Annotated in this window: 18 protein-coding genes; 11 read left to right on the forward strand and 7 right to left on the reverse strand. The window is 35.2% G+C overall.

The window, feature by feature from the left end:
* Nucleotides 1-2: 2 nt before the first annotated feature.
* From HMPREF1535_RS26235 to HMPREF1535_RS11200, 11 genes are all read left to right on the forward strand, one after another.
* Entirely contained in the window at nucleotides 3-929 is a 927-nt protein-coding gene (locus tag HMPREF1535_RS26235) for a DUF4373 domain-containing protein (RefSeq protein WP_052716689.1), read from the forward strand.
* On the forward strand, nucleotides 926-1624 hold the full coding sequence (locus tag HMPREF1535_RS25075; protein ID WP_052716690.1) for a hypothetical protein: 699 nt from the start codon (nucleotides 926-928) through the stop codon (nucleotides 1622-1624). Before HMPREF1535_RS26235 ends, HMPREF1535_RS25075 begins: the two co-directional genes overlap by 4 nt.
* A gap of 145 nt (nucleotides 1625-1769) precedes the next feature.
* Nucleotides 1770-3050, forward strand: a complete 1281-nt coding sequence (locus HMPREF1535_RS11160; RefSeq protein ID WP_046146151.1) for an ATP-binding protein — start codon at nucleotides 1770-1772, stop codon at nucleotides 3048-3050.
* Nucleotides 3040-3294 carry a hypothetical protein gene (locus HMPREF1535_RS11165; protein ID WP_044215092.1) on the forward strand — a complete coding sequence of 85 codons (255 nt, stop codon included), beginning with the start codon at nucleotides 3040-3042 and terminating at the stop codon, nucleotides 3292-3294. Before HMPREF1535_RS11160 ends, HMPREF1535_RS11165 begins: the two co-directional genes overlap by 11 nt.
* Before the next feature lie 294 nt (nucleotides 3295-3588).
* Nucleotides 3589-3972, forward strand: coding sequence for an ArsR/SmtB family transcription factor (locus HMPREF1535_RS11170; RefSeq protein WP_181990149.1), 384 nt, complete (start codon nucleotides 3589-3591; stop codon nucleotides 3970-3972).
* A gap of 70 nt (nucleotides 3973-4042) precedes the next feature.
* A complete protein-coding gene (locus tag HMPREF1535_RS11175) occupies nucleotides 4043-4273 on the forward strand; it encodes a thioredoxin family protein (protein WP_046146152.1) in 231 nt (76 codons plus the stop codon).
* 11 nt (nucleotides 4274-4284) lie between these two features.
* Nucleotides 4285-4689 (forward strand): nitrophenyl compound nitroreductase subunit ArsF family protein, encoded by a 405-nt coding sequence (locus HMPREF1535_RS11180; protein WP_046146520.1) that lies wholly within the window; start codon nucleotides 4285-4287, stop codon nucleotides 4687-4689.
* A gap of 10 nt (nucleotides 4690-4699) precedes the next feature.
* Complete coding sequence (locus tag HMPREF1535_RS11185) at nucleotides 4700-5413, forward strand: aromatic aminobenezylarsenical efflux permease ArsG family transporter (RefSeq protein WP_046146153.1); 714 nt, start codon at nucleotides 4700-4702, stop codon at nucleotides 5411-5413.
* Nucleotides 5410-5859, forward strand: coding sequence for an arsenate reductase ArsC (locus HMPREF1535_RS11190; protein ID WP_046146154.1), 450 nt, complete (start codon nucleotides 5410-5412; stop codon nucleotides 5857-5859). The genes HMPREF1535_RS11185 and HMPREF1535_RS11190 overlap by 4 nt, the downstream gene beginning before the upstream one ends.
* 45 nt (nucleotides 5860-5904) lie before the next feature.
* Nucleotides 5905-6873 carry a permease gene (locus HMPREF1535_RS11195; RefSeq protein WP_046146155.1) on the forward strand — a complete coding sequence of 323 codons (969 nt, stop codon included), beginning with the start codon at nucleotides 5905-5907 and terminating at the stop codon, nucleotides 6871-6873.
* An 18-nt stretch (nucleotides 6874-6891) separates the two neighbouring features.
* Nucleotides 6892-7752: an RteC domain-containing protein gene (locus HMPREF1535_RS11200; protein WP_051572934.1), complete on the forward strand. Its 861-nt coding sequence runs from the start codon at nucleotides 6892-6894 to the stop codon at nucleotides 7750-7752.
* A 386-nt stretch (nucleotides 7753-8138) separates the two neighbouring features.
* Here HMPREF1535_RS11200 and HMPREF1535_RS11205 read toward each other — a convergent pair whose 3' ends face one another.
* From HMPREF1535_RS11205 to dndC, 7 genes are all read right to left on the reverse strand, one after another.
* Nucleotides 8139-9365: a site-specific integrase gene (locus HMPREF1535_RS11205; RefSeq protein ID WP_046146156.1), complete on the reverse strand. Its 1227-nt coding sequence runs from the start codon at nucleotides 9363-9365 to the stop codon at nucleotides 8139-8141.
* A gap of 486 nt (nucleotides 9366-9851) precedes the next feature.
* Nucleotides 9852-10457, reverse strand: a complete 606-nt coding sequence (locus HMPREF1535_RS11210) for a hypothetical protein (RefSeq protein ID WP_032569750.1) — start codon at nucleotides 10455-10457, stop codon at nucleotides 9852-9854.
* Between the two features lie 18 nt (nucleotides 10458-10475).
* On the reverse strand, nucleotides 10476-11414 hold the full coding sequence (locus HMPREF1535_RS11215; RefSeq protein WP_046146157.1) for an O-methyltransferase: 939 nt from the start codon (nucleotides 11412-11414) through the stop codon (nucleotides 10476-10478).
* Nucleotides 11407-12765, reverse strand: coding sequence for an ATP-binding protein (locus HMPREF1535_RS11220; protein ID WP_046146158.1), 1359 nt, complete (start codon nucleotides 12763-12765; stop codon nucleotides 11407-11409). Before HMPREF1535_RS11220 ends, HMPREF1535_RS11215 begins: the two co-directional genes overlap by 8 nt.
* The gene (locus HMPREF1535_RS11225) at nucleotides 12758-14356 is read right to left on the reverse strand and encodes a DndE family protein (protein ID WP_046146159.1); all 1599 of its coding nucleotides are present in this window, start codon (nucleotides 14354-14356) and stop codon (nucleotides 12758-12760) included. The genes HMPREF1535_RS11220 and HMPREF1535_RS11225 overlap by 8 nt, the downstream gene beginning before the upstream one ends.
* Nucleotides 14346-16472 carry a DNA sulfur modification protein DndD gene (gene dndD / locus HMPREF1535_RS11230; RefSeq protein ID WP_046146160.1) on the reverse strand — a complete coding sequence of 709 codons (2127 nt, stop codon included), beginning with the start codon at nucleotides 16470-16472 and terminating at the stop codon, nucleotides 14346-14348. Before dndD ends, HMPREF1535_RS11225 begins: the two co-directional genes overlap by 11 nt.
* The gene (dndC, locus tag HMPREF1535_RS11235; protein ID WP_046146161.1) at nucleotides 16472-17818 is read right to left on the reverse strand and encodes a DNA phosphorothioation system sulfurtransferase DndC; all 1347 of its coding nucleotides are present in this window, start codon (nucleotides 17816-17818) and stop codon (nucleotides 16472-16474) included. The genes dndD and dndC overlap by 1 nt, the downstream gene beginning before the upstream one ends.
* Nucleotides 17819-17853 lie beyond the last annotated feature (35 nt).

The following is a 17853-nucleotide window of genomic DNA, read 5'->3' on the forward strand; positions in this document are numbered from 1 at the left end:
TCATGGCTAGACCTATCAAAAAAGGACTGGATTATTTTCCGGTCGATACCGATATATTTGAAAACATACAAGTACGTAAACTGAAAAGCCGCTACAAGTCGCTCGGCTTTCTGGCTTATTTCACCATCCTGTGCGACGTATATAGGAAAGAAGGGTATTTTCTTCATATATCAGACGATTATGTGTACGATCTTTCCGACCGTTTAGGTGAAACAGAGGAAGTTGTGCGGGACATAATCGACTTTAGTTTGAAAATAAATCTGTTTAACAGGGATATATACAATGTTTATTGCGTATTAACATCCAAAAGTATTCAAGAACGGTATATTCAAGCACAAAAGCGATGCAAAAATCCCATTCGCGAAGAGTTCGATTGCATTAATGTTGCAGAAACCCCGGTTATTGTTACAGAAACTACCGAAAATATGACAAAAAGTGCACATATTATATTAGATAATATTATAGTAAATGAAAGTAAAGTAAACTTACAACAACAGCAACAACACGCGTGCGAGGAGCCGAAAGAAGAACCGCAGAATTTGGATGAAGAGCGTGAGCAATGGAAAGATGCTTTGCTGGCAGACGAAGACTGGCAGGCCACCATCGTGCGTTATTCCGGAAAAGGCACAGCCGTCCTGCAATATGTGCGGGGAGCCATGGCCGTATTCGATGATTTCCTGCGCCTGAAATTCAGCCTGGATACGATCCGGACGAAAAAAGATTACAGCCAGAGTTTCATCGGCTGGTGGCGATACCACAATTTCAATCTGAAAACGGAAGAGCTTTCCGGCGGCGCGCAGCAGCATATTCCCAAAGTGATCTATTCATCCGGCCGGCCGGAACGTTCTTCGAAAGTAGAGGAATTGATGGAAACAGGGAAACGTGCGACGGAAATAGCCATGAAAATCTATAATTCGCAAGCCGTATGAGTTTGGAAATCAGACTGCAACATGCCATTGCCGACCGCCGCCTGATGACGTACCGGCCGGAGGAAATTCTTCCGGCGGTAAATCAAATATTATTCCAGACCTATGTCTTGCTGGGTTTTTCGCCTCCTAACGACCGTGATCTGGGTATTTTGATTGCTAAACTGGCAGCCGACCTTCAGGAGTCATATCCGAGCCTGACCTTGCAGGAGGTCGCCCTTTGTTTTGAATTGGGGGCCAAAGGTGAATACGGGGATTTCATGGGTTTGAACCTGCGCACGATTACCCGCTGGCTGAAATGTTATCAAACCAGCGATTTGCGATACCGGGCTGTTGTGGAGCGTGAGCAAGCGAAATCGCTGTCCGCCCTTCCGCCCGTCTCCGAGGCTTACAAGGAGGAGCGCGAACGGGTATTTCTGCGCCGGGTGTTTGAGCAATACCGGGCAGGCTGTCCGATCGAGCGGCTTTATCCGGCGCGGGTGTATCTCTCCCTGCAAGCACGGGGAATTATCCGCGACAGTCCGGAAGCGAAACGGACTGCCATGCGGCAAGCGGCCGGTTACCGGCCTGCCGGGAATATGGTGATAGACGAAGAGATGCGGCTGGCGATGGTTAAGCAGCAGGCGATGGGGATTTTGTTGAAAAGATTTTTTGATAAAGCGATAGAGGTGGGTCGGGAGTTATTGAAAGCGGGGTGATTTTGGTTATCCAATGTGGCCAAATTGGGTAGTGTAAAACCGCCAAATTGGGTAGTTGAAATGCGCCGATTTGAGCAATTTCAGATCGCCATATTTGGTAATCCTGGCAAATTGAGTTATCTTTGCATCATAAATTCAACTATTTATGGCTAATAAATATCGTCCACGTATTATAGATATAGAACTCTCCACACGATTAAAAAGTATAGGTGCAATTGTTTTGGAGGGCGCAAAATGGTGTGGTAAGTCCACAACTGCGGAGCACCATAGCAATAGTGCTGTTTTTATGGATGACCCTCGCAGGCGTTCACAATACATGATATTTGCAGAGGATAATCCTGATATAATACTTAATGGAGAAACACCTCGTTTGATTGATGAATGGCAACTTGCACCTATAATATGGGATGCTATACGTTATACAGTGGATCATAGAAATGGAATGGGTCAGTTTATATTGACAGGTTCAGCCAAACCTGCAAATAGAGAAAAAATAAGTCATTCAGGAACCGGGCGTTTTGCTTGGTTACGGATGCGTCCGATGGCATTATTTGAATCTGGAGATTCTACTGGGGATATTAGTTTGTCAAAATTATTCAGTAATCCCAGAATGTCTATTGGATGTGAGGCAAAATCTGATTTACGAAGAATCGCGTTTTTAATTTGCCGTGGTGGTTGGCCGGTAGTTTCAGAATTACCTGAAGATGTCGCATTGAACCCTGCTAAAGATTATTATGATGCCGTAGTGAATGTGGACATTCGTCAAGTGGATGGGGTGGATCGAAGTGTTGAAAGAGCAAAACGACTTATGCGTTCATATGCAAGATTTCAAGGTACACAAACATCCATCAGGCAAATTGTTGAAGACATGAACGGTGGCGATCCCAATGTTGTGGAAGATAAAACGGTTAGGAACTATCTTGATGCATTACGTTCAATGTTTGTAGTAGAGGATATGCCTGCATGGAATCCAAATTTGAAATCTAAAACAGCTATACGTACTGCGGATACCAGATATTTTGTTGATCCATCAATAGCAACAGCCGCAATGGGAATAGGTCCTGGAGATTTAATGAACGATCTCAAAGCATTCGGTTTATTATTTGAAACATTATGTGTTCGTGATTTAAGGGTTTATGCCCAATCATTGGCGGGTGATGTATATCATTACCGGGACAAGAATGGACTGGAATGTGATGCTGTTGTTCATTTACCAAATGGAGATTATGCATTGATTGAAATAAAATTAGGAGGAGAGAAACTCATAGAAGATGGCGCAAATAGTTTGTTGCGACTAGCGTCTAAAATAGATGTTAATCGTATGAAGCATCCTTCTTTTCTCATGGTACTTACGGCCACTGGAACATTCGCATATAGAAGAAAAGATAACGTGTTGGTTGTACCTATTTCTACTCTTGGAGCATGAAGCATTTGCATTAGATGAATTATATCGTCACCATAAGGATGTGGCTTATGAAATAGTTTGCAGGGCAAGAGCAAATGAAGCTGGATATTTAAAAGAAATAATTCAAGTATATAGTGAAATGGGGCTTGATGCTGATACTATCCATAGGTTTGATTTTAGTCCCACGATTTATCCACCGAGAATATGCTTTAAAGTACCCCTTTTACTATTTGGGAGAAAAAAAGAAATCCCTGATAATATCTAATTATCAGGGATTTGCTTGATTTTCTTTTGTTTCTTGGTGATCCGCCTGGGTTATGAACCAAACGTTATTTCTTCCTCAATATCAGCACTTTCAGAAATTTTGGCTTTGCATCCGTCACGCTTTAGTCCTTAAAAACTGTCTGCTGTTGTCCGGTGTCTGTCTGCCAACATCTTGGGTTCAAATGTACGCATTATTTTTGAATTATGCAAGTGGTTGATTATGAATATATATAGTTCAAGTGCAAGGTGCAAGCGTATATATATATACGCACTTGCACCTTGCACTGAAAAAAATATGAAGAAATTTGCTATCTCGAATATTGTTCGTATATTTGCGAACGATATTCGAGATATGGAAAAAAAGAAAGATTATACTGTTACGCAGGAACAGTTGGCAAGATTTGCCAAAGCATTGGGACATCCTGCCCGAATTGCTATTATGCACTTTTTGGCAAAGCAGAAAACGTGTTATTTTGGGGATATTCACGAAGAACTTCCCATTGCCAAAGCAACCGTATCACAGCACTTGAAAGAGTTGAAAGATGCAGGACTTATACAAGGAGAGGTTGAAACGCCTAAAGTGAAATACTGTATCAACCGAGAGAATTGGCAATTGGCTCGTGAACTCTTTAAGGAGTTTTTCGGGCAATGTATCTGTAAATCGGGGGAGTGTTGCTGATAATCCCCTTTTTTTAATATTAATGTTCGTTGTTTTGCGAATTACGTTTAATATAATAAATTTATAAATTATGGAAATTAAAGTATTAGGAACAGGCTGTGCAGGTTGCAAGGCTCTGTATGCAACGGTTGAACAAGTAGTAAAAGAATTAGCTTTGGAAGCGGTAATAACCAAAGAAGAAGATTTGATGAAGATTATGGAATACAATGTAATGGCACTTCCTGCCCTCGTTGTTGACGGTAAGGTTGTGGCAAAGGGCAAACTTTCTGCCAAAGAAGTAAAAGATGTATTAACCAAGTAAATCAGATTATGATGAAACGCTTTTTATTCCTTACCATTGCTTGTTTGTTTTCTATTTGTGGAATGGCTCAGATTGCCGCAGATACCTATGTGGAAGTTCTTTATTTTCATGGGAAACAACGTTGTGTAACTTGCAAAGCCATTGAGAAATATACGAAAGAAGTGGTCAATGCAGATTTGGCAGAGTTGGTTAAAAATGGTAAACTACGTTTCAAAGAAGTAGATATTTCAACTCCCGAAGGCGAGAAGCTGGCAGAGAAATATCGTGTAAGTTGGTCTTCTCTTTATGTTAATAAATGGAAGGACGGTAAAGAAGAACGTAACGACATGACACGCTTTGGTTTTCAGAATGCCCGAAACAACACATCAGCTTTCAAGAAAGAATTAAAACAGAAAATCAATCAGTTGCTAAAATAAATACAGTTTTATGGAATACTTGCAAACATGGTTGGATAATAGTGAGATACCTATTATTACCGCTTTTCTGCTCGGTCTGTTGACTGCTGTAAGTCCTTGCCCATTGGCTACCAACATTACCGCTATTGGATTTATCAGTAAGGATATAAATAACCGTAACCGGATATTTACAAATGGTGTTCTATATACTTTAGGGCGTGTATTGGCTTATTCTGCATTAGGCGCAATACTTATCGCAATACTCCGAAAGGGTGCAGATATGTTTGCCATACAAAAAGGTATCAGCGAATGGGGGGAACTGCTGCTTGCTCCTGCTTTGATATTGATAGGGCTGTTTATGCTATTCGGAGATAAATTGCAATTACCTAAGTTCGGATTTTCCGCTACTGAAAAGACAGAAAAACTAAAAGGTTCATGGGGCAGTTTGTTGCTGGGGATATTGTTTGCCATGGCGTTTTGTCCGACCAGTGGGCTATTTTATTTTGGCATGCTTATTCCCATGTCAGCTATGGAAAGTGAGGGGTATTTGCTACCTGTCATTTTTGCATTGGCAACAGGGCTTCCAGTTATGCTTGTCGCTTGGATTTTGGCATACAGTGTAGCAGGGATAGGAAAGTTTTATAACCGTGTGCAGACTTTTCAGAAGTGGTTTAATAACATGGTAGCTATACTGTTTATTTTGGTTGGCATTTATTATGGATTGATAAATTTGGGTATAATATGAAAATTTTAATTTTATGTACAGGAAATAGCTGTCGCAGCCAAATGGCGCATGGTTTCCTGCAATCGTTTGATAAGAATATACAAGTGTATTCCGCTGGTACGCATCCGGCAGAGAAAGTTAATCCTTTGGTTGTTAAGATAATGTCAGAAGTTGGCATTGATATAAGTAAGCATATTCCTACCAATGTAACTGCTTATTTAAGTGATACATGGGATTATGTGATAACAGTATGCGGTAGTGCTAACGAAACGTGTCCGGCTTTTGAGGGCAATGTAGGGAAACGGTTGCATATTGGTTTTGATGACCCCTCGGAAGCAATAGGGACAACGGACTTCATCAGAAGCGAATTTGAAAGAGTGCGTAATGAAATCAAAAATGAATTTGCCAAGTTTTACATTACAGAGATAAGAAAACAAGAACTGCCTAAATGTGCTTGTAACCGCTAATTTTTTAGGTAATATGTTCGTATTATCACAAACAATAATAGGATTATGATACAAAGATTTGCAGATTGGCTGGTGTATGACATCTTCGGTTTGGATGCTTCAACAGCTTTAGGAGAAGCTATAAACTTCTTCTTTTACGATACGATAAAGATTTTGATATTATTATTTTTTATCAGTGTGATAATGGGCATTATAAATGCCTATTTCCCGATAGAACGTTTACGCAATTATTTGACTTCTCGTAAATTATATGGATTACAATATTTCTTTGCCGCCCTGTTTGGTGCCATTACCCCGTTCTGTTCCTGTTCTTCCATACCGCTGTTTATCGGATTTGTGAAAGGGGGGATTCCTTTAGGGGTAACATTCGCCTATTTGATAACCTCGCCTTTGGTAAATGAGGTTGCTGTTGCCATGTTTATCGGTACTTTTGGGTTGCGTATTACTTCTATTTATGTGATTAGCGGTATTCTGTTAGGTATGGTAGGTGGATTTATTTTGGGCAAGATGAAATTAGAACCTTATTTGAGTGATTGGGTAAAACAAATTCAGCAAAACTCAACTTCCGACTCCGGAACATGGGAAAAAGAGCATACTCCGTTCTTTAGACGATTGCCGATTATCATGCAAGAAGCATGGGGCATTGTCAAAGGTGTACTTCTGTATATCCTTATCGGAATCGGTATCGGTGCATTTATGCACGGCTATGTGCCGGAAGGATTTTTTGAGCAGTATATGTCTAAGGATAATTGGTTTGCAGTTCCTTTATCAGTAGTGTTGGCTGTTCCAATGTATGCCAATGCTGCCGGAATAGTACCGGTAATTGAAGTTTTTGTAGCTAAGGGTATCCCCATAGGGACTGCGCTTGCTTTTATGATGGCAGTTGTTGGGCTGTCATTGCCCGAAGCTACGCTGTTGAAAAAAGTAATGACTTGGCGGCTGATAGGGATATTTTTTGGATTGATAACCTTATTTATTATTATGTTAGGTTATCTTTATAACATTGTGTTATAGCCGCAATATGTTGTGAGTATGGAATATGCAGCAATTAAAAGCTACGTTAGTAAATTACTCTTTCAGATACAGACCGAAATAAATATTTCTAATTCTGACGAATGTATAGGGATTGATAGGGCGTTACACATGATGCGTTTTATTAGACCTTTGTGTGATGAACTTAGGAAGTATACAGTAAATTATCAGTTTAGGGACGAGGCGGAAGAAATCTATTTCTTTAAAGAACTAAAGCCGGAAGTATTAAGTAAATATATGTACTACAACAAAATTTATGTTATAGAAAGCAAATTCCCAACAGGTAGTGATGTTGCGCAAAAAGAATATCTGTACAATGAACTAAATAGTTTAACATTCTATTTCAGTAGGAATTTGGACTTTTACCAGTATTACCGTTCTAAATCTACTTATTTGGATAGATACTATTTTACCCGAAACCAAAACGATTTACGAATATGTACAGACAGTTCCCATATTGATAAAGACCCTCTATATTCAACCGGATATGATTTTAAAGTGGCTAAAATTATTACTAACGAACTGTTGAAAATCTATTTGACTAACAGATTGCAAGAATTGGAGCGTATTGTACAGCGCAAAGCGGATAACGGACAGGTTGTAGAAACTATTTTGCGTTGGACTGGCTCTAAAAGGGCGTTGGTAGAACTGATTTATGCTTTAGAAGCGAATGGGGATTTTAATAAAGGAACGGCTACTTTAAAAGAGATTGCAGGATATTTTGAAAATGTGTTCAGTATAGATATTGGTGATTTATATCATTCTTATTTGGAAATGCGAAGCCGTAAGATAAATAGAACTCGGTATTTGGAAACATTGCAAAAAAGTCTGCTCCGAAGAATGGATGAAAACGATACATGATGCGAGTTTTATTTTATTTTCTTTTCGCAAGTAATTATATTCTTGGCAATAAATAAACCATTCAGTATTTCAATCAATATTGAATGGTTTATTGTTTTCATTCAATCCTGCCATATTGAAATCTTGCTTTCAATCAATCAAGCTATCAATATTTCAATAAAACAAGATTGTAGAATTACAGAAATAAACTCATCGGTCGGGGAACGCCCAGCGGCAAGGGGCGGGACCACCCGTCCCGACGAGCGAAAAAATTTTTAGTTAGGGAATGTCTTTCTTTCATTGGCAACACGACTTCGGAGTGAATTTGCCCAAGGTGTTTTGCGGCACGGAAAACAGATTTGTGTGCCACAAATCACACCTTGCTGTTATCTGACGATAACACGATTTTAACGGCTGGCAGTACGATTTGGAACGTCCAGTTTTTGAGCCAACATTTCCATGTCGCCACTTACTTTCAAATCGGTAATCCTCGCATAAATTTGAGTAGTCCGGATATTAGTATGACCTAAAATTTTAGATACTGTCTCAATAGGTACACCATTGGCGAGCAGCACCGAAGTGGCGCACGAATGGCGCGCTACATGATAGGTCAAGGTCTTTTCAATTCCGCAAATGGCTGCGATTTCTTTTAAGTAATCATTCATTTTTTGATTGCTGATAACTGGTAAAATCTTACCGTTTGGCAATTTGTCTTTGTACTTTTCCAATATGGCTTTTGGTATATCCAGCAATCGGACGGTAGATGTAACATTTGTTTTGTGTCTTTTCCGTATAATCCACAAATTACCGTCAAATCCGGTACGAATGTCCTCCTGCCTTAACTCGCATACATCAATGTAGGAAAGTGCCGTGTAACAACTGAAAATGAACAAATCACGTACCTGCTCCAACCGTTTAGAGCTAAACTCGTGGTTGTAAATGGTGGTAATTTCTTCCATAGTCAGATAATCCCTATCGGTACGTTCAAACCTTACCCGATAACTCCCGAAAGGGTCGGCAGTCACTAAACCCGTATTCTTGGCAAAGTTTACTACCGTGCGAAAACGTTGTACGAACTTCATAGCCGTATTATGGCTGCACCCATAGTTATTCTTGATATACAACAGGAAATCTTCAATGAATACCACATTTATATCTTTAATGAGCATATCGGAAACGGAGTATTTAAACTTCATAAACTCCATAAGTCGTTTCTTTGTCAGTTCATAACGTGAGTAGGTTTTGTCTGCGGTATTCATTTTAACCTTTTGCAAATACTGTTCGTTGTGCTGTTTGAAGAACTCTATCAAAGTCCGTTCCCTTGCTATCTTGCCTAAAAAAGCGTTCTTTACCAGTTCTGCGGTTACATATCCGTCTTGCGCCATTAACGCATGGTAATGTTGATGAACTGTGCTACGAATACTTTCCAGCATGGAATTGATGTGTACGGCTTCTGCGGTTCTGCCGGAAGCCTTGCCTAATTCCACGCTCCAGTGAGCCGGATTTATTTCCAACTTGGTGTTAAACTGGGCTACAACTTGGTCGATAGTGATACGTGCGATAATCGGTGCGTTACCATTTTTCTTTACTGCATTTCGTTTGACGAAATAGAGTAGCTTAAAAGTACTTCTCATAATCTCTTTTTTTTAGTTACAAACTTAAATTGATAAACTGAAAATGAGATATTTGCAGTACGGACAAATCAAGACAACAAACCGCCAATTTAAGACATTCCGTGACCTAAAATCTTAGAGGGTGGACAGGTCACGAATTGGTCACGAAATTGTGTCTTTTTGTGACCTTTTCGTGTCTTAGGTCATAGACATTATACAAAGAAAAACTCCTACAATACCTTGATATTGTAGGAGTTGTACATTTACTGTTCATTTCTGTCCAGCGTTTCTGTGATCCGCTCGGGATTCTCCTTGCAGAGTTACCACGCTGATATTTAAAACTTTATATTTTTAGCTTCAAGCATATCCCATGATATAGCCCACTGATTTGCTACGTGCTTTTGCGGTAGTTTGCTCATGGAGAATACTGAGGGCAAAGATAGCAATAATTTGAAATTCGACCAAGTATTATATAGCGTTATTGACCATTAAATCGCAGTTGCAACTTTATTCTCTTCTTAACTGATTATAGTAATTAGATTCTTTGTACATTTCAAGCAATCTATCAAATCTATTTTTGATTTTTCCTTTTCCATAAAGTAGTGCGAATACTCCAATTATAGAAATAATCAGAATTATTGAGATAGGAAATGCATAACTTTGAAAAAATGAATTATTATCCTTCCAAAGATATAGTACTAGCAAAAGTAAGGAAATTATTACCATATTGAAACAGTAATGATAATAATTAGTATACTTTTCAGTTATACTCTTATTTTCAGAAGATATATCATTATTGTAAAAGTCAAAGTAGCTGTTATATATATTAGATTTATTTATATACTGCAGTTCATCTATTAAAGTTGTCGTAGGCAATATCTTTTTGAATAAATAAAATTGCTTTGGCATATCAATCGAACTTATTAGAATTCCAAATGAAGCTGTAAAAATTACCAATAAAGAAATACTATATATATCCAGTGATTTATCCCAAGCGAATTCACATAAATTTATTTGTTTTATTAACGGGATAATAAATAGAATTAAATAAAAAGCAGGCAAAAATGATTTAAAAGTCTCTCTTAATGATATTTTATCTAATAATGCGTCCATAATAATTTGTATTACTGCTCAAATTCTGACATCAAAAAAGTTTGGTAAAAATTTATATATTGCAACATACTTTTCTATATCTTTTCTTTCTATGATATTTTTACTTTTTAATTCTTCAATTTTTTCTTCATCACCAAGGTGTTGATTAATAAAAATCTCCTCTCTAAAAGTTATATTAGGTATCTCAATTTTATAAACATTATCATTGATTCTTAAAAATGAAAAGTCATTAAGATTTAAACTCTCAAATTCAGTGTCTTTCTCTGTTATTATCCCACCAAATGTAAACATTTTAGCCCCTCTGTTTTCTTGATAAATAATATTGTATAGCTGTTGGAATTTTAAATTTTCATCATTTCGGTTTCGATCAATTATGATATTGTCAATATGAGTAAGAAGCATTTTCCTAATAGTTTTATGGCTTTCTTCTGCCGAAAAGTCTTTAGACTTTATACCAAAAGGAACTTTTGAACCGAATTTTTCGTTGAATTCATCTACCTTATAAATTTCTCCTGTTTTTTCTGATTTTAACTGTTTATTACATGTCATTAAATAGATGCTACCAATAGGCAATTTATTTATTAAAAGAGATAAATCATCAAACATGCAATTATCTAAGTCATCGTCATAATCAAGCCAAATAATTGACTTTTTAGACAAATCCATTTTCAACAATGCATTGGTAGATAAATCTTTATGAATTTTAATAAAAGAGTATGGTTTATTGAAGGATAATCTTTCCGTAGAAAAGTCACCACCTTCAATGCTATGCATTTTCTCTATATGCAACTCTTTGTGAAATAGTTTAAAGTCAGTAAAGGTTAATCCACCAAAACCAATATATTGATATGGAGATTCATACTTATTACTTAATCTAATAAATGTGGAAAGAAGCATTTTCCTCTCGGTAAATTTGAAAGGGCGTGTTTCATAATTTATTTTTTTAGGACTATTCATCACCTAACTCCTCCATTTGAACATAATAATCAAAAGTAATTTCTCCTAATTCCTTATATGATTTAGACTCTGAATAATTCTTTGCTTTGTTAGCTATTTTTTTATTAACATCATATGCAATTCTTATTGTTTCCTTTTTTTGAGCGATTATATCCATATTGAGATTTGGCTCTATAAAATTCCTGATTGAATGAGTGAATTGTATACTTTTCATCTCTACAACACATTTTTTCTCCATCTGTTCTTCCAAAAGTTTTCTATAATCATTTGCTTCATCCCCAAGTTTTGTAACAGTTTTCAAAAATGGAATTACATTTTGCATTGCTTCTTTCATAAATGGAAGTATTGCTTTGTATATTTCAGAAGTTGCGTCAATCCCTTTTTTAGTAGTAGTTAAGGGAAGTTTTATGGTATCTTCAGAGTCTAAAAAAACAATACCTCTAAACATTACATAGTCGAGATGAAACTTAGGTATTGATGGAGTTCCCCAGCCTGTTATTTCTGTTCTATCTGCTTCTAAAACCAATCTATCATTACAATAAATATACCATCCAGCAATAGATGGATCACCAACTTTGCCTAGCCCCGCAATAATTTTATAATCAACACCCAATTTATTTCCTGAATTGTAATATGGTTTTGTACCTTCTTCACTATAAAACAAATCGATTCCTTTACAAGATAATTCTTGTTTGTTTAGAGTGATTTTTATTTTTTTCTGTAGGCTGAAATTGAGAAGTCTTTCTATGTCATTTTTTAAATCATTTAAGAAAACACTATTACAAAATAGATCAGATATATCATTTGTTAAATTGCATACTCTAATATACGTACCATTTTCTGTTAGATTTGCATTTTCTGTAACCATTTCATATTCAAAGTTCCAGTCTTCAACTGTCTGTTGTATGTTGTTGTTTAAGACTATTTTCTTGGTCTTATTTTTCCATTCATCGACATTTACCGTAATGCTGAAATGACTGTTCTCTGATTTAGACTCAACAATAAAATTTTTTCCAATTTTGAATAAGGCTCTTTTCATACCAATGCCAAATCTACCCACAGATCCTGTTGTTTCAGGCGCATCATCAGGTCTACCAAACCTAAAGGCGTATTTCTGAGCTATATCTAATGGAAATCCGCCACAATTATCTTTTACAATAAATTCATTTCTATTTATTGTAATATCAATATATAAATCAGAGAAATCATTATTTTCCTTCAATTTACTAGCTCCATCTATTGAATTGTCTAAAAGATCAATTATAGCATCATTTATTGTAATATCCCTAGTAATCATCTGAATAAAAAATGTTTTCGTAGGATTACCTTCTATAATATTATCTTTACTCATATTTATTGTTTTTATCTCTTTCCCAGTACTGTTTTACTTTAAATCTTTCAGCAGGCTTGAACTCTTTTGCATTTGTAATAGCCTGTCCTTTTTCTATTTTTTCCATACTCTTCGAAATCGCACACGAATATTTACTTGATAATCCAAGGAATTTTTCGATAATCTTTGTGTTTTTATCCTTAATATCGAGTAAAAATGCCATTTCGCACATTGAAGAAAAATCAAAATCAGATTGGTTATATTCTTCAATTCCTTGTGATAATAATACAATAGAAACACCTTTAGAACGTATCTCTCTTAATATTTTCTCCAAAATCTCTTGGTACTTTTTTTCTTTAAATAACACATGTGCTTCATCAATTAAAATAATGTATCGCATCGCTCTAACTCCATTTTCAACTGGAGTATTTTCCATATTCATAAATGTATTGTATATGTAATTTATGATAAGGAATAAAGATGTAAATCGGAGAGAATTCGACAAGTCTCCAGACAAAGACAAATAGAGATTTTTAGATAAAAAATTAGATGAATTTTTGGGATCATCTAAAAATATTGGATAGCGACTTAATTCTCCCATGATTTCAGTCAGGGTATCTCTTTTGTCTCCAATAAGTTCTAATAATATTTCATTGATTTGATTTAAAGTTGGATATGCCCCTCCTTTTTGATTAATAAAAGCATTTTGAGTAGCTTCTCTTAACAATCCTTTCTGTTTTACCCCTAAATTTGAATATTTACAAACAATATCTACGAACTTATCAATTCCCATATTTTTATTAGATTCATTTACGTTATCAATGAATGTAAGAGGATTTATGGGAAAACGCGTATCTGGCACATTGATGAATTCGGTTTTTGTTCTATTAAAAAAAGGAGTCATGTTTTTTATGTCATCATTTTTTAGACCTTTAAAGTCTAGGTATATGAAATTGACATGACCATTTGATTTTTCATGAATTTGAGTCACAAGCTCTAAGGCAAATTGTGTTTTACCTGTTCCAGAATTACCAGCTACGGCTATATGGTTGTTGTTGTATATTTTTGAATCATTAAATCCGATATGGATTGGTTCTTTGGATTCAATAATAGTTCCAATTTCCAGTTTTATGAGTTCGGAAAAATATGATTTTTCAATATGTTGCTGATTATTAGGTACACTTCCTAATACGACATTTAAACCATTTAGCGGTAATGTCCCTTTTTCAATATATTCAATAAGAAAATCAAAGAAAGTATAGTTATAACTCTCTTGAAATATTTTATCTAATGATTCTAAGCCATGATCAATATGTAGTTTTATATATTTAGGAATATTCACATCATCAGTCTTGTATATACCATAATGTTGGCATATTAAAGCTATATAGAAATCACGATATTTTTCATCAAAAAGAGTATGGTCTTTATATTCTTTTCCTTTTGAATCATATAAATTGAAATCAGTTGTTTGAAACTTTTTTCCTGTTTGCAAAGAATATCCCAAAGCAATACGGGCAATTACATTTTCTTTTGTTCCATATGGTAATTTTGTTGTTAAACTTTTAACAACTATTTGGTTCTGCTCGGAAGTCTTAATATTAATCTGCATTATATTTTTGATTGTATTTTTCGATGAATTTATCCGATGGAGCTTCTACAAATTCTGAACTATCAGTTGATATATTGTCAATTAAATATGCACGACAGATCTTAGGCAAGAGAATTGAATATTCTTTTTCTGTTAATTCCTTATTTATTAGCGGGAATATAACAACCTGTTTTGATACATTGGGGTAAAAATATCTTATGATATTTTCAGCGTGCTGTTCGTCGAATTTTTGCATGGGGCTATCTATGAAAACAGGAAATTCAATTTCTGATTCATCTACAAGAGAACTCAATAGGGCAGATGCATACATTTGACGTTCTCCCATTGACAAAGAACTTTTATCTATAATTTTATCACTTTTACTATAAAGAACAATGTCAATATCATCTCCTGTTGCATTAATATCAACATCAACACGCTGAATAAAGTTTTTCTTATGCATCAAGATACTTAGAGACTGAAGCATTTTGGCTTCTAAAGACTTTTTCTTTTCATCTTTGAATTGAACAATGAAATTTTGAAGCCTCATTATTAGCTGTTTTGTTTTTCTTTCTTTTTGTGAATAAACAGAAGATTCATCTATTTTTCTACGCAAAATTTCTTGTCTTTGTCTATATGCTTTCAATTCATTAGATTGTTCCCCGATTTTTCGATTTAGAGCTTCAATTTCATTGTCATATCTGATAATATTGTTAATTATATTATCTTTTTTTTCTCTCAGGCTAGATATATATTCATCTTCTGCGTTATTTTCTGCGTCTCTTAATTTTCTATTGATTGAATCAAGTTGATTTTTTATATATAAATATTCAGTATTCAACTGTGCAAATTTATCTTTAAAGCTATGTTTTATAGTATTTACAAGCTGAGAGAATTCATTGGCTTGATTCCCTGAGAAATCATGAAGTACACTGAATGACTTAGGTAGCTCTACAATATCTGAATAAAAATATTTTTTTATTAATACCTTTATTTGTTCTTCGTAGAAATTTTTAATTTTCACTGTGTTCGGATCAAAACACAAATCGGATTTTGATTTAGCATTTTCAAGATCTGCTTGAATACGATTTATTTTTTCTGATACATCTTCCTGTTTATACTTTTGTTCAGAAAGTATTTTCTCATTATTAAGCTGTTCTAAAACATTAGCCATTGTTTCGCCTGCTAAAGCAAATGGTATAATATCAAATAACTCTTTTAGGCTATCTTGTTTAATAATGATTTCTTGGCTAAGTCTAACTTGTACTTCTTTTAGCTCATTTAATTCTTCAAGAGACATCTTATCACCTTCACGAATCAGCTTTCGTTGGATTTCTTCTGCTTCTTTCTCTAGAGTGTTACGCTTCTCTTTAATATCATCTATTTGAGAGTTGATATCACTCATTGTTATCTGAGTGTTTGTTATATCTGTTTGAAGCTGATTTAATTCTTTTTTCTCTTCTGGTTTGGCAGACCGACGACGATAATCATCTTGTTTTTCTTCAAGACTTGCTTTGAGGTCTTCATATTTTTGTATTCCTAATACTTCGGAATATGCTTTACTTAATTGTTGTCGTTGTTGTGTTGAGTTTACCTCTGCTAATGAAACAATCTTTTCCGCATCAAAAAAGAAGAATTTAGCAATCTCAATAGGCAAGATAAAATCACGAATAAATATTTCTTCTCCTTGCTGATTGTTCTTTGATAAATCATCTATTAATTCGTTTTGATAGCCGTCTATAAGGACTTCTACCTTGTCGGAAGCGGAAGTTATAACATTGTATGTTCGCTTAATTGTGATTTCAGAACAAGTTATATCTGGAATTTTAACATCGCAAAATGTGACAGATACGGAGAATTCTTTATCGCCTTCTTCTCTTGCTTTTCTATTTAAACTTTCAGAAATGTACTTTGTATAATTCCCTTTATCTCTAATTTCCTTTTCATATAAATCATCAACTTTCTCCATTTGTTTGCCATATAGACACCAAACAAGAGACATTAGGAATGTTGTTTTACCAAATCCATTTTTCCCACTAATGACTATTACATTTTTGTCATCAGAAGGTAACAAAGAAATAACATTTTTTCCCTTGTATATCCTAAAATTATTTAGTTCAATTTCTTTTATATACATTATGCCGGGCGGTTTAAGTATTTTTCTATAACTCGTTCTATATCATCTTTAAGACCTCTTTTACGATTCAATAACGCCTTATTTCGCTGTAATGTTAATAATTCGTTGATTAATTCATAATCCGATGGCTCGTCTTCGCAAACTGATTTAAGTAAATCAATTTCTCTTTGTATTTTTTCAGCATGTCTTTCCATTTCCATTTCTTTATCATAAATCTTATTGTAAATACTTGATACAGTCTTTGAAAACTTTAAATTATAATATGCTGCATCTCGATGCCAAATAACCTGAATTGCAACTAACTCTTGGTTTGTTATTAGCTCAATATTTAAATTTTCTTTCTGAATAGCACGTTGAGAACTCAGCACTTGCTCTAATAATTTAATTCGATATTCCGGATCGTAGGTACCTAGATTATCTCCATCTTCATTTACTGCATTCTTCATGTTGCGACGTATGGGAAGACGGTTTTGGGATTTATTACGTTCTTCTACCATACTTTCACGTAATCTCAAAAGAGGCTCTAACCATGTTAGTCCTTTATTTACTAATGATGTTAGCGATTTATCTTCCTTTACAACAGTACAAGTCCAACATCCAAAACGACTTTGCCCACAAGAACGATGACTTTTGTCAGTGACAATGGTTGGACATTCGTAGTCATCGGCACTTGCATCCATATATATCTGGAATAATTCTGAATTATTTGCTCCCCAAGGAGATGTCATCGCATTGATGATATACCAAACTTCTTCTAACAGTAAATCTTTGATTGGAGAATAAACATAAGTATTGGGGTTATGTGGGTGTTTAGTAAGTCTTTTACCCCTTATTTCATGTTTTCTTATAGACTTGGCTCTTGTGGTACTTTCTGAACTTCGAGTTCCAATTAGGATAATTGCTTCTCCATTTTCTGCAACTTGATCTGTCAAAAAACGAGATGTAGGTTTAATTTTCATCTTGTCAGTACACCAACGAAATGCGTTATTAGGAACTGGATATCCTCTTCCAATCACATTAACCCAAAATGTGTCTTCTAAACGAGGGATAGTAGTTTCTACTCTAATAGGCATATTCATTGATACAGCTGCTTCCTTAATCTTTTTTAGAACCTCATATACATATGCTTGTATAACAGGATTCTCGACCAGTGTGTCATTGCAAACAACATGTACTTCTCTTTTGCGCTCTTCTAAAGGAACTTCAGAAATAGCTAGCCAAACAAGTTGCAAAAGAGCAGTAGAGTCTTTTCCTCCACTAAACCCAATTATCCAAGGTCGTAAATTATCATTTATCAAATATTGGTCTTTAAGTTCTGAAATTATATAATTGATTTTCTTTGACATATATCTTTGTTAGTAAATTATGCTAAAAGTAGCAT

This window comes from Parabacteroides goldsteinii DSM 19448 = WAL 12034 (assembly GCF_000969835.1).
GTDB classification, from domain to species: domain Bacteria; phylum Bacteroidota; class Bacteroidia; order Bacteroidales; family Tannerellaceae; genus Parabacteroides; species Parabacteroides goldsteinii.

Excerpts from the sequence above, each read along its gene's own strand:
- HMPREF1535_RS26235 (WP_052716689.1), top strand. The coding sequence starts at position 3 with ATGGCTAGACCTATCAAAAAAGGACTGGATTATTTTCCGGTCGATACC.
- HMPREF1535_RS25075 (WP_052716690.1), top strand. The coding sequence starts at position 926 with ATGAGTTTGGAAATCAGACTGCAACATGCCATTGCCGACCGCCGCCTG.
- HMPREF1535_RS11160 (WP_046146151.1), top strand. The coding sequence starts at position 1,770 with ATGGCTAATAAATATCGTCCACGTATTATAGATATAGAACTCTCCACA.
- HMPREF1535_RS11170 (WP_181990149.1), top strand. The coding sequence starts at position 3,589 with ATGAAGAAATTTGCTATCTCGAATATTGTTCGTATATTTGCGAACGAT.
- HMPREF1535_RS11175 (WP_046146152.1), top strand. The coding sequence starts at position 4,043 with ATGGAAATTAAAGTATTAGGAACAGGCTGTGCAGGTTGCAAGGCTCTG.
- HMPREF1535_RS11180 (WP_046146520.1), top strand. The coding sequence starts at position 4,285 with ATGAAACGCTTTTTATTCCTTACCATTGCTTGTTTGTTTTCTATTTGT.
- HMPREF1535_RS11185 (WP_046146153.1), top strand. The coding sequence starts at position 4,700 with ATGGAATACTTGCAAACATGGTTGGATAATAGTGAGATACCTATTATT.
- HMPREF1535_RS11190 (WP_046146154.1), top strand. The coding sequence starts at position 5,410 with ATGAAAATTTTAATTTTATGTACAGGAAATAGCTGTCGCAGCCAAATG.
- HMPREF1535_RS11195 (WP_046146155.1), top strand. The coding sequence starts at position 5,905 with ATGATACAAAGATTTGCAGATTGGCTGGTGTATGACATCTTCGGTTTG.
- HMPREF1535_RS11200 (WP_051572934.1), top strand. The coding sequence starts at position 6,892 with ATGGAATATGCAGCAATTAAAAGCTACGTTAGTAAATTACTCTTTCAG.
- HMPREF1535_RS11205 (WP_046146156.1), bottom strand. The coding sequence starts at position 9,365 with ATGAGAAGTACTTTTAAGCTACTCTATTTCGTCAAACGAAATGCAGTA.
- HMPREF1535_RS11210 (WP_032569750.1), bottom strand. The coding sequence starts at position 10,457 with ATGGACGCATTATTAGATAAAATATCATTAAGAGAGACTTTTAAATCA.
- HMPREF1535_RS11215 (WP_046146157.1), bottom strand. The coding sequence starts at position 11,414 with ATGAATAGTCCTAAAAAAATAAATTATGAAACACGCCCTTTCAAATTT.
- HMPREF1535_RS11220 (WP_046146158.1), bottom strand. The coding sequence starts at position 12,765 with ATGAGTAAAGATAATATTATAGAAGGTAATCCTACGAAAACATTTTTT.
- HMPREF1535_RS11225 (WP_046146159.1), bottom strand. The coding sequence starts at position 14,356 with ATGCAGATTAATATTAAGACTTCCGAGCAGAACCAAATAGTTGTTAAA.
- dndD (WP_046146160.1), bottom strand. The coding sequence starts at position 16,472 with ATGTATATAAAAGAAATTGAACTAAATAATTTTAGGATATACAAGGGA.
- dndC (WP_046146161.1), bottom strand. The coding sequence starts at position 17,818 with ATGTCAAAGAAAATCAATTATATAATTTCAGAACTTAAAGACCAATAT.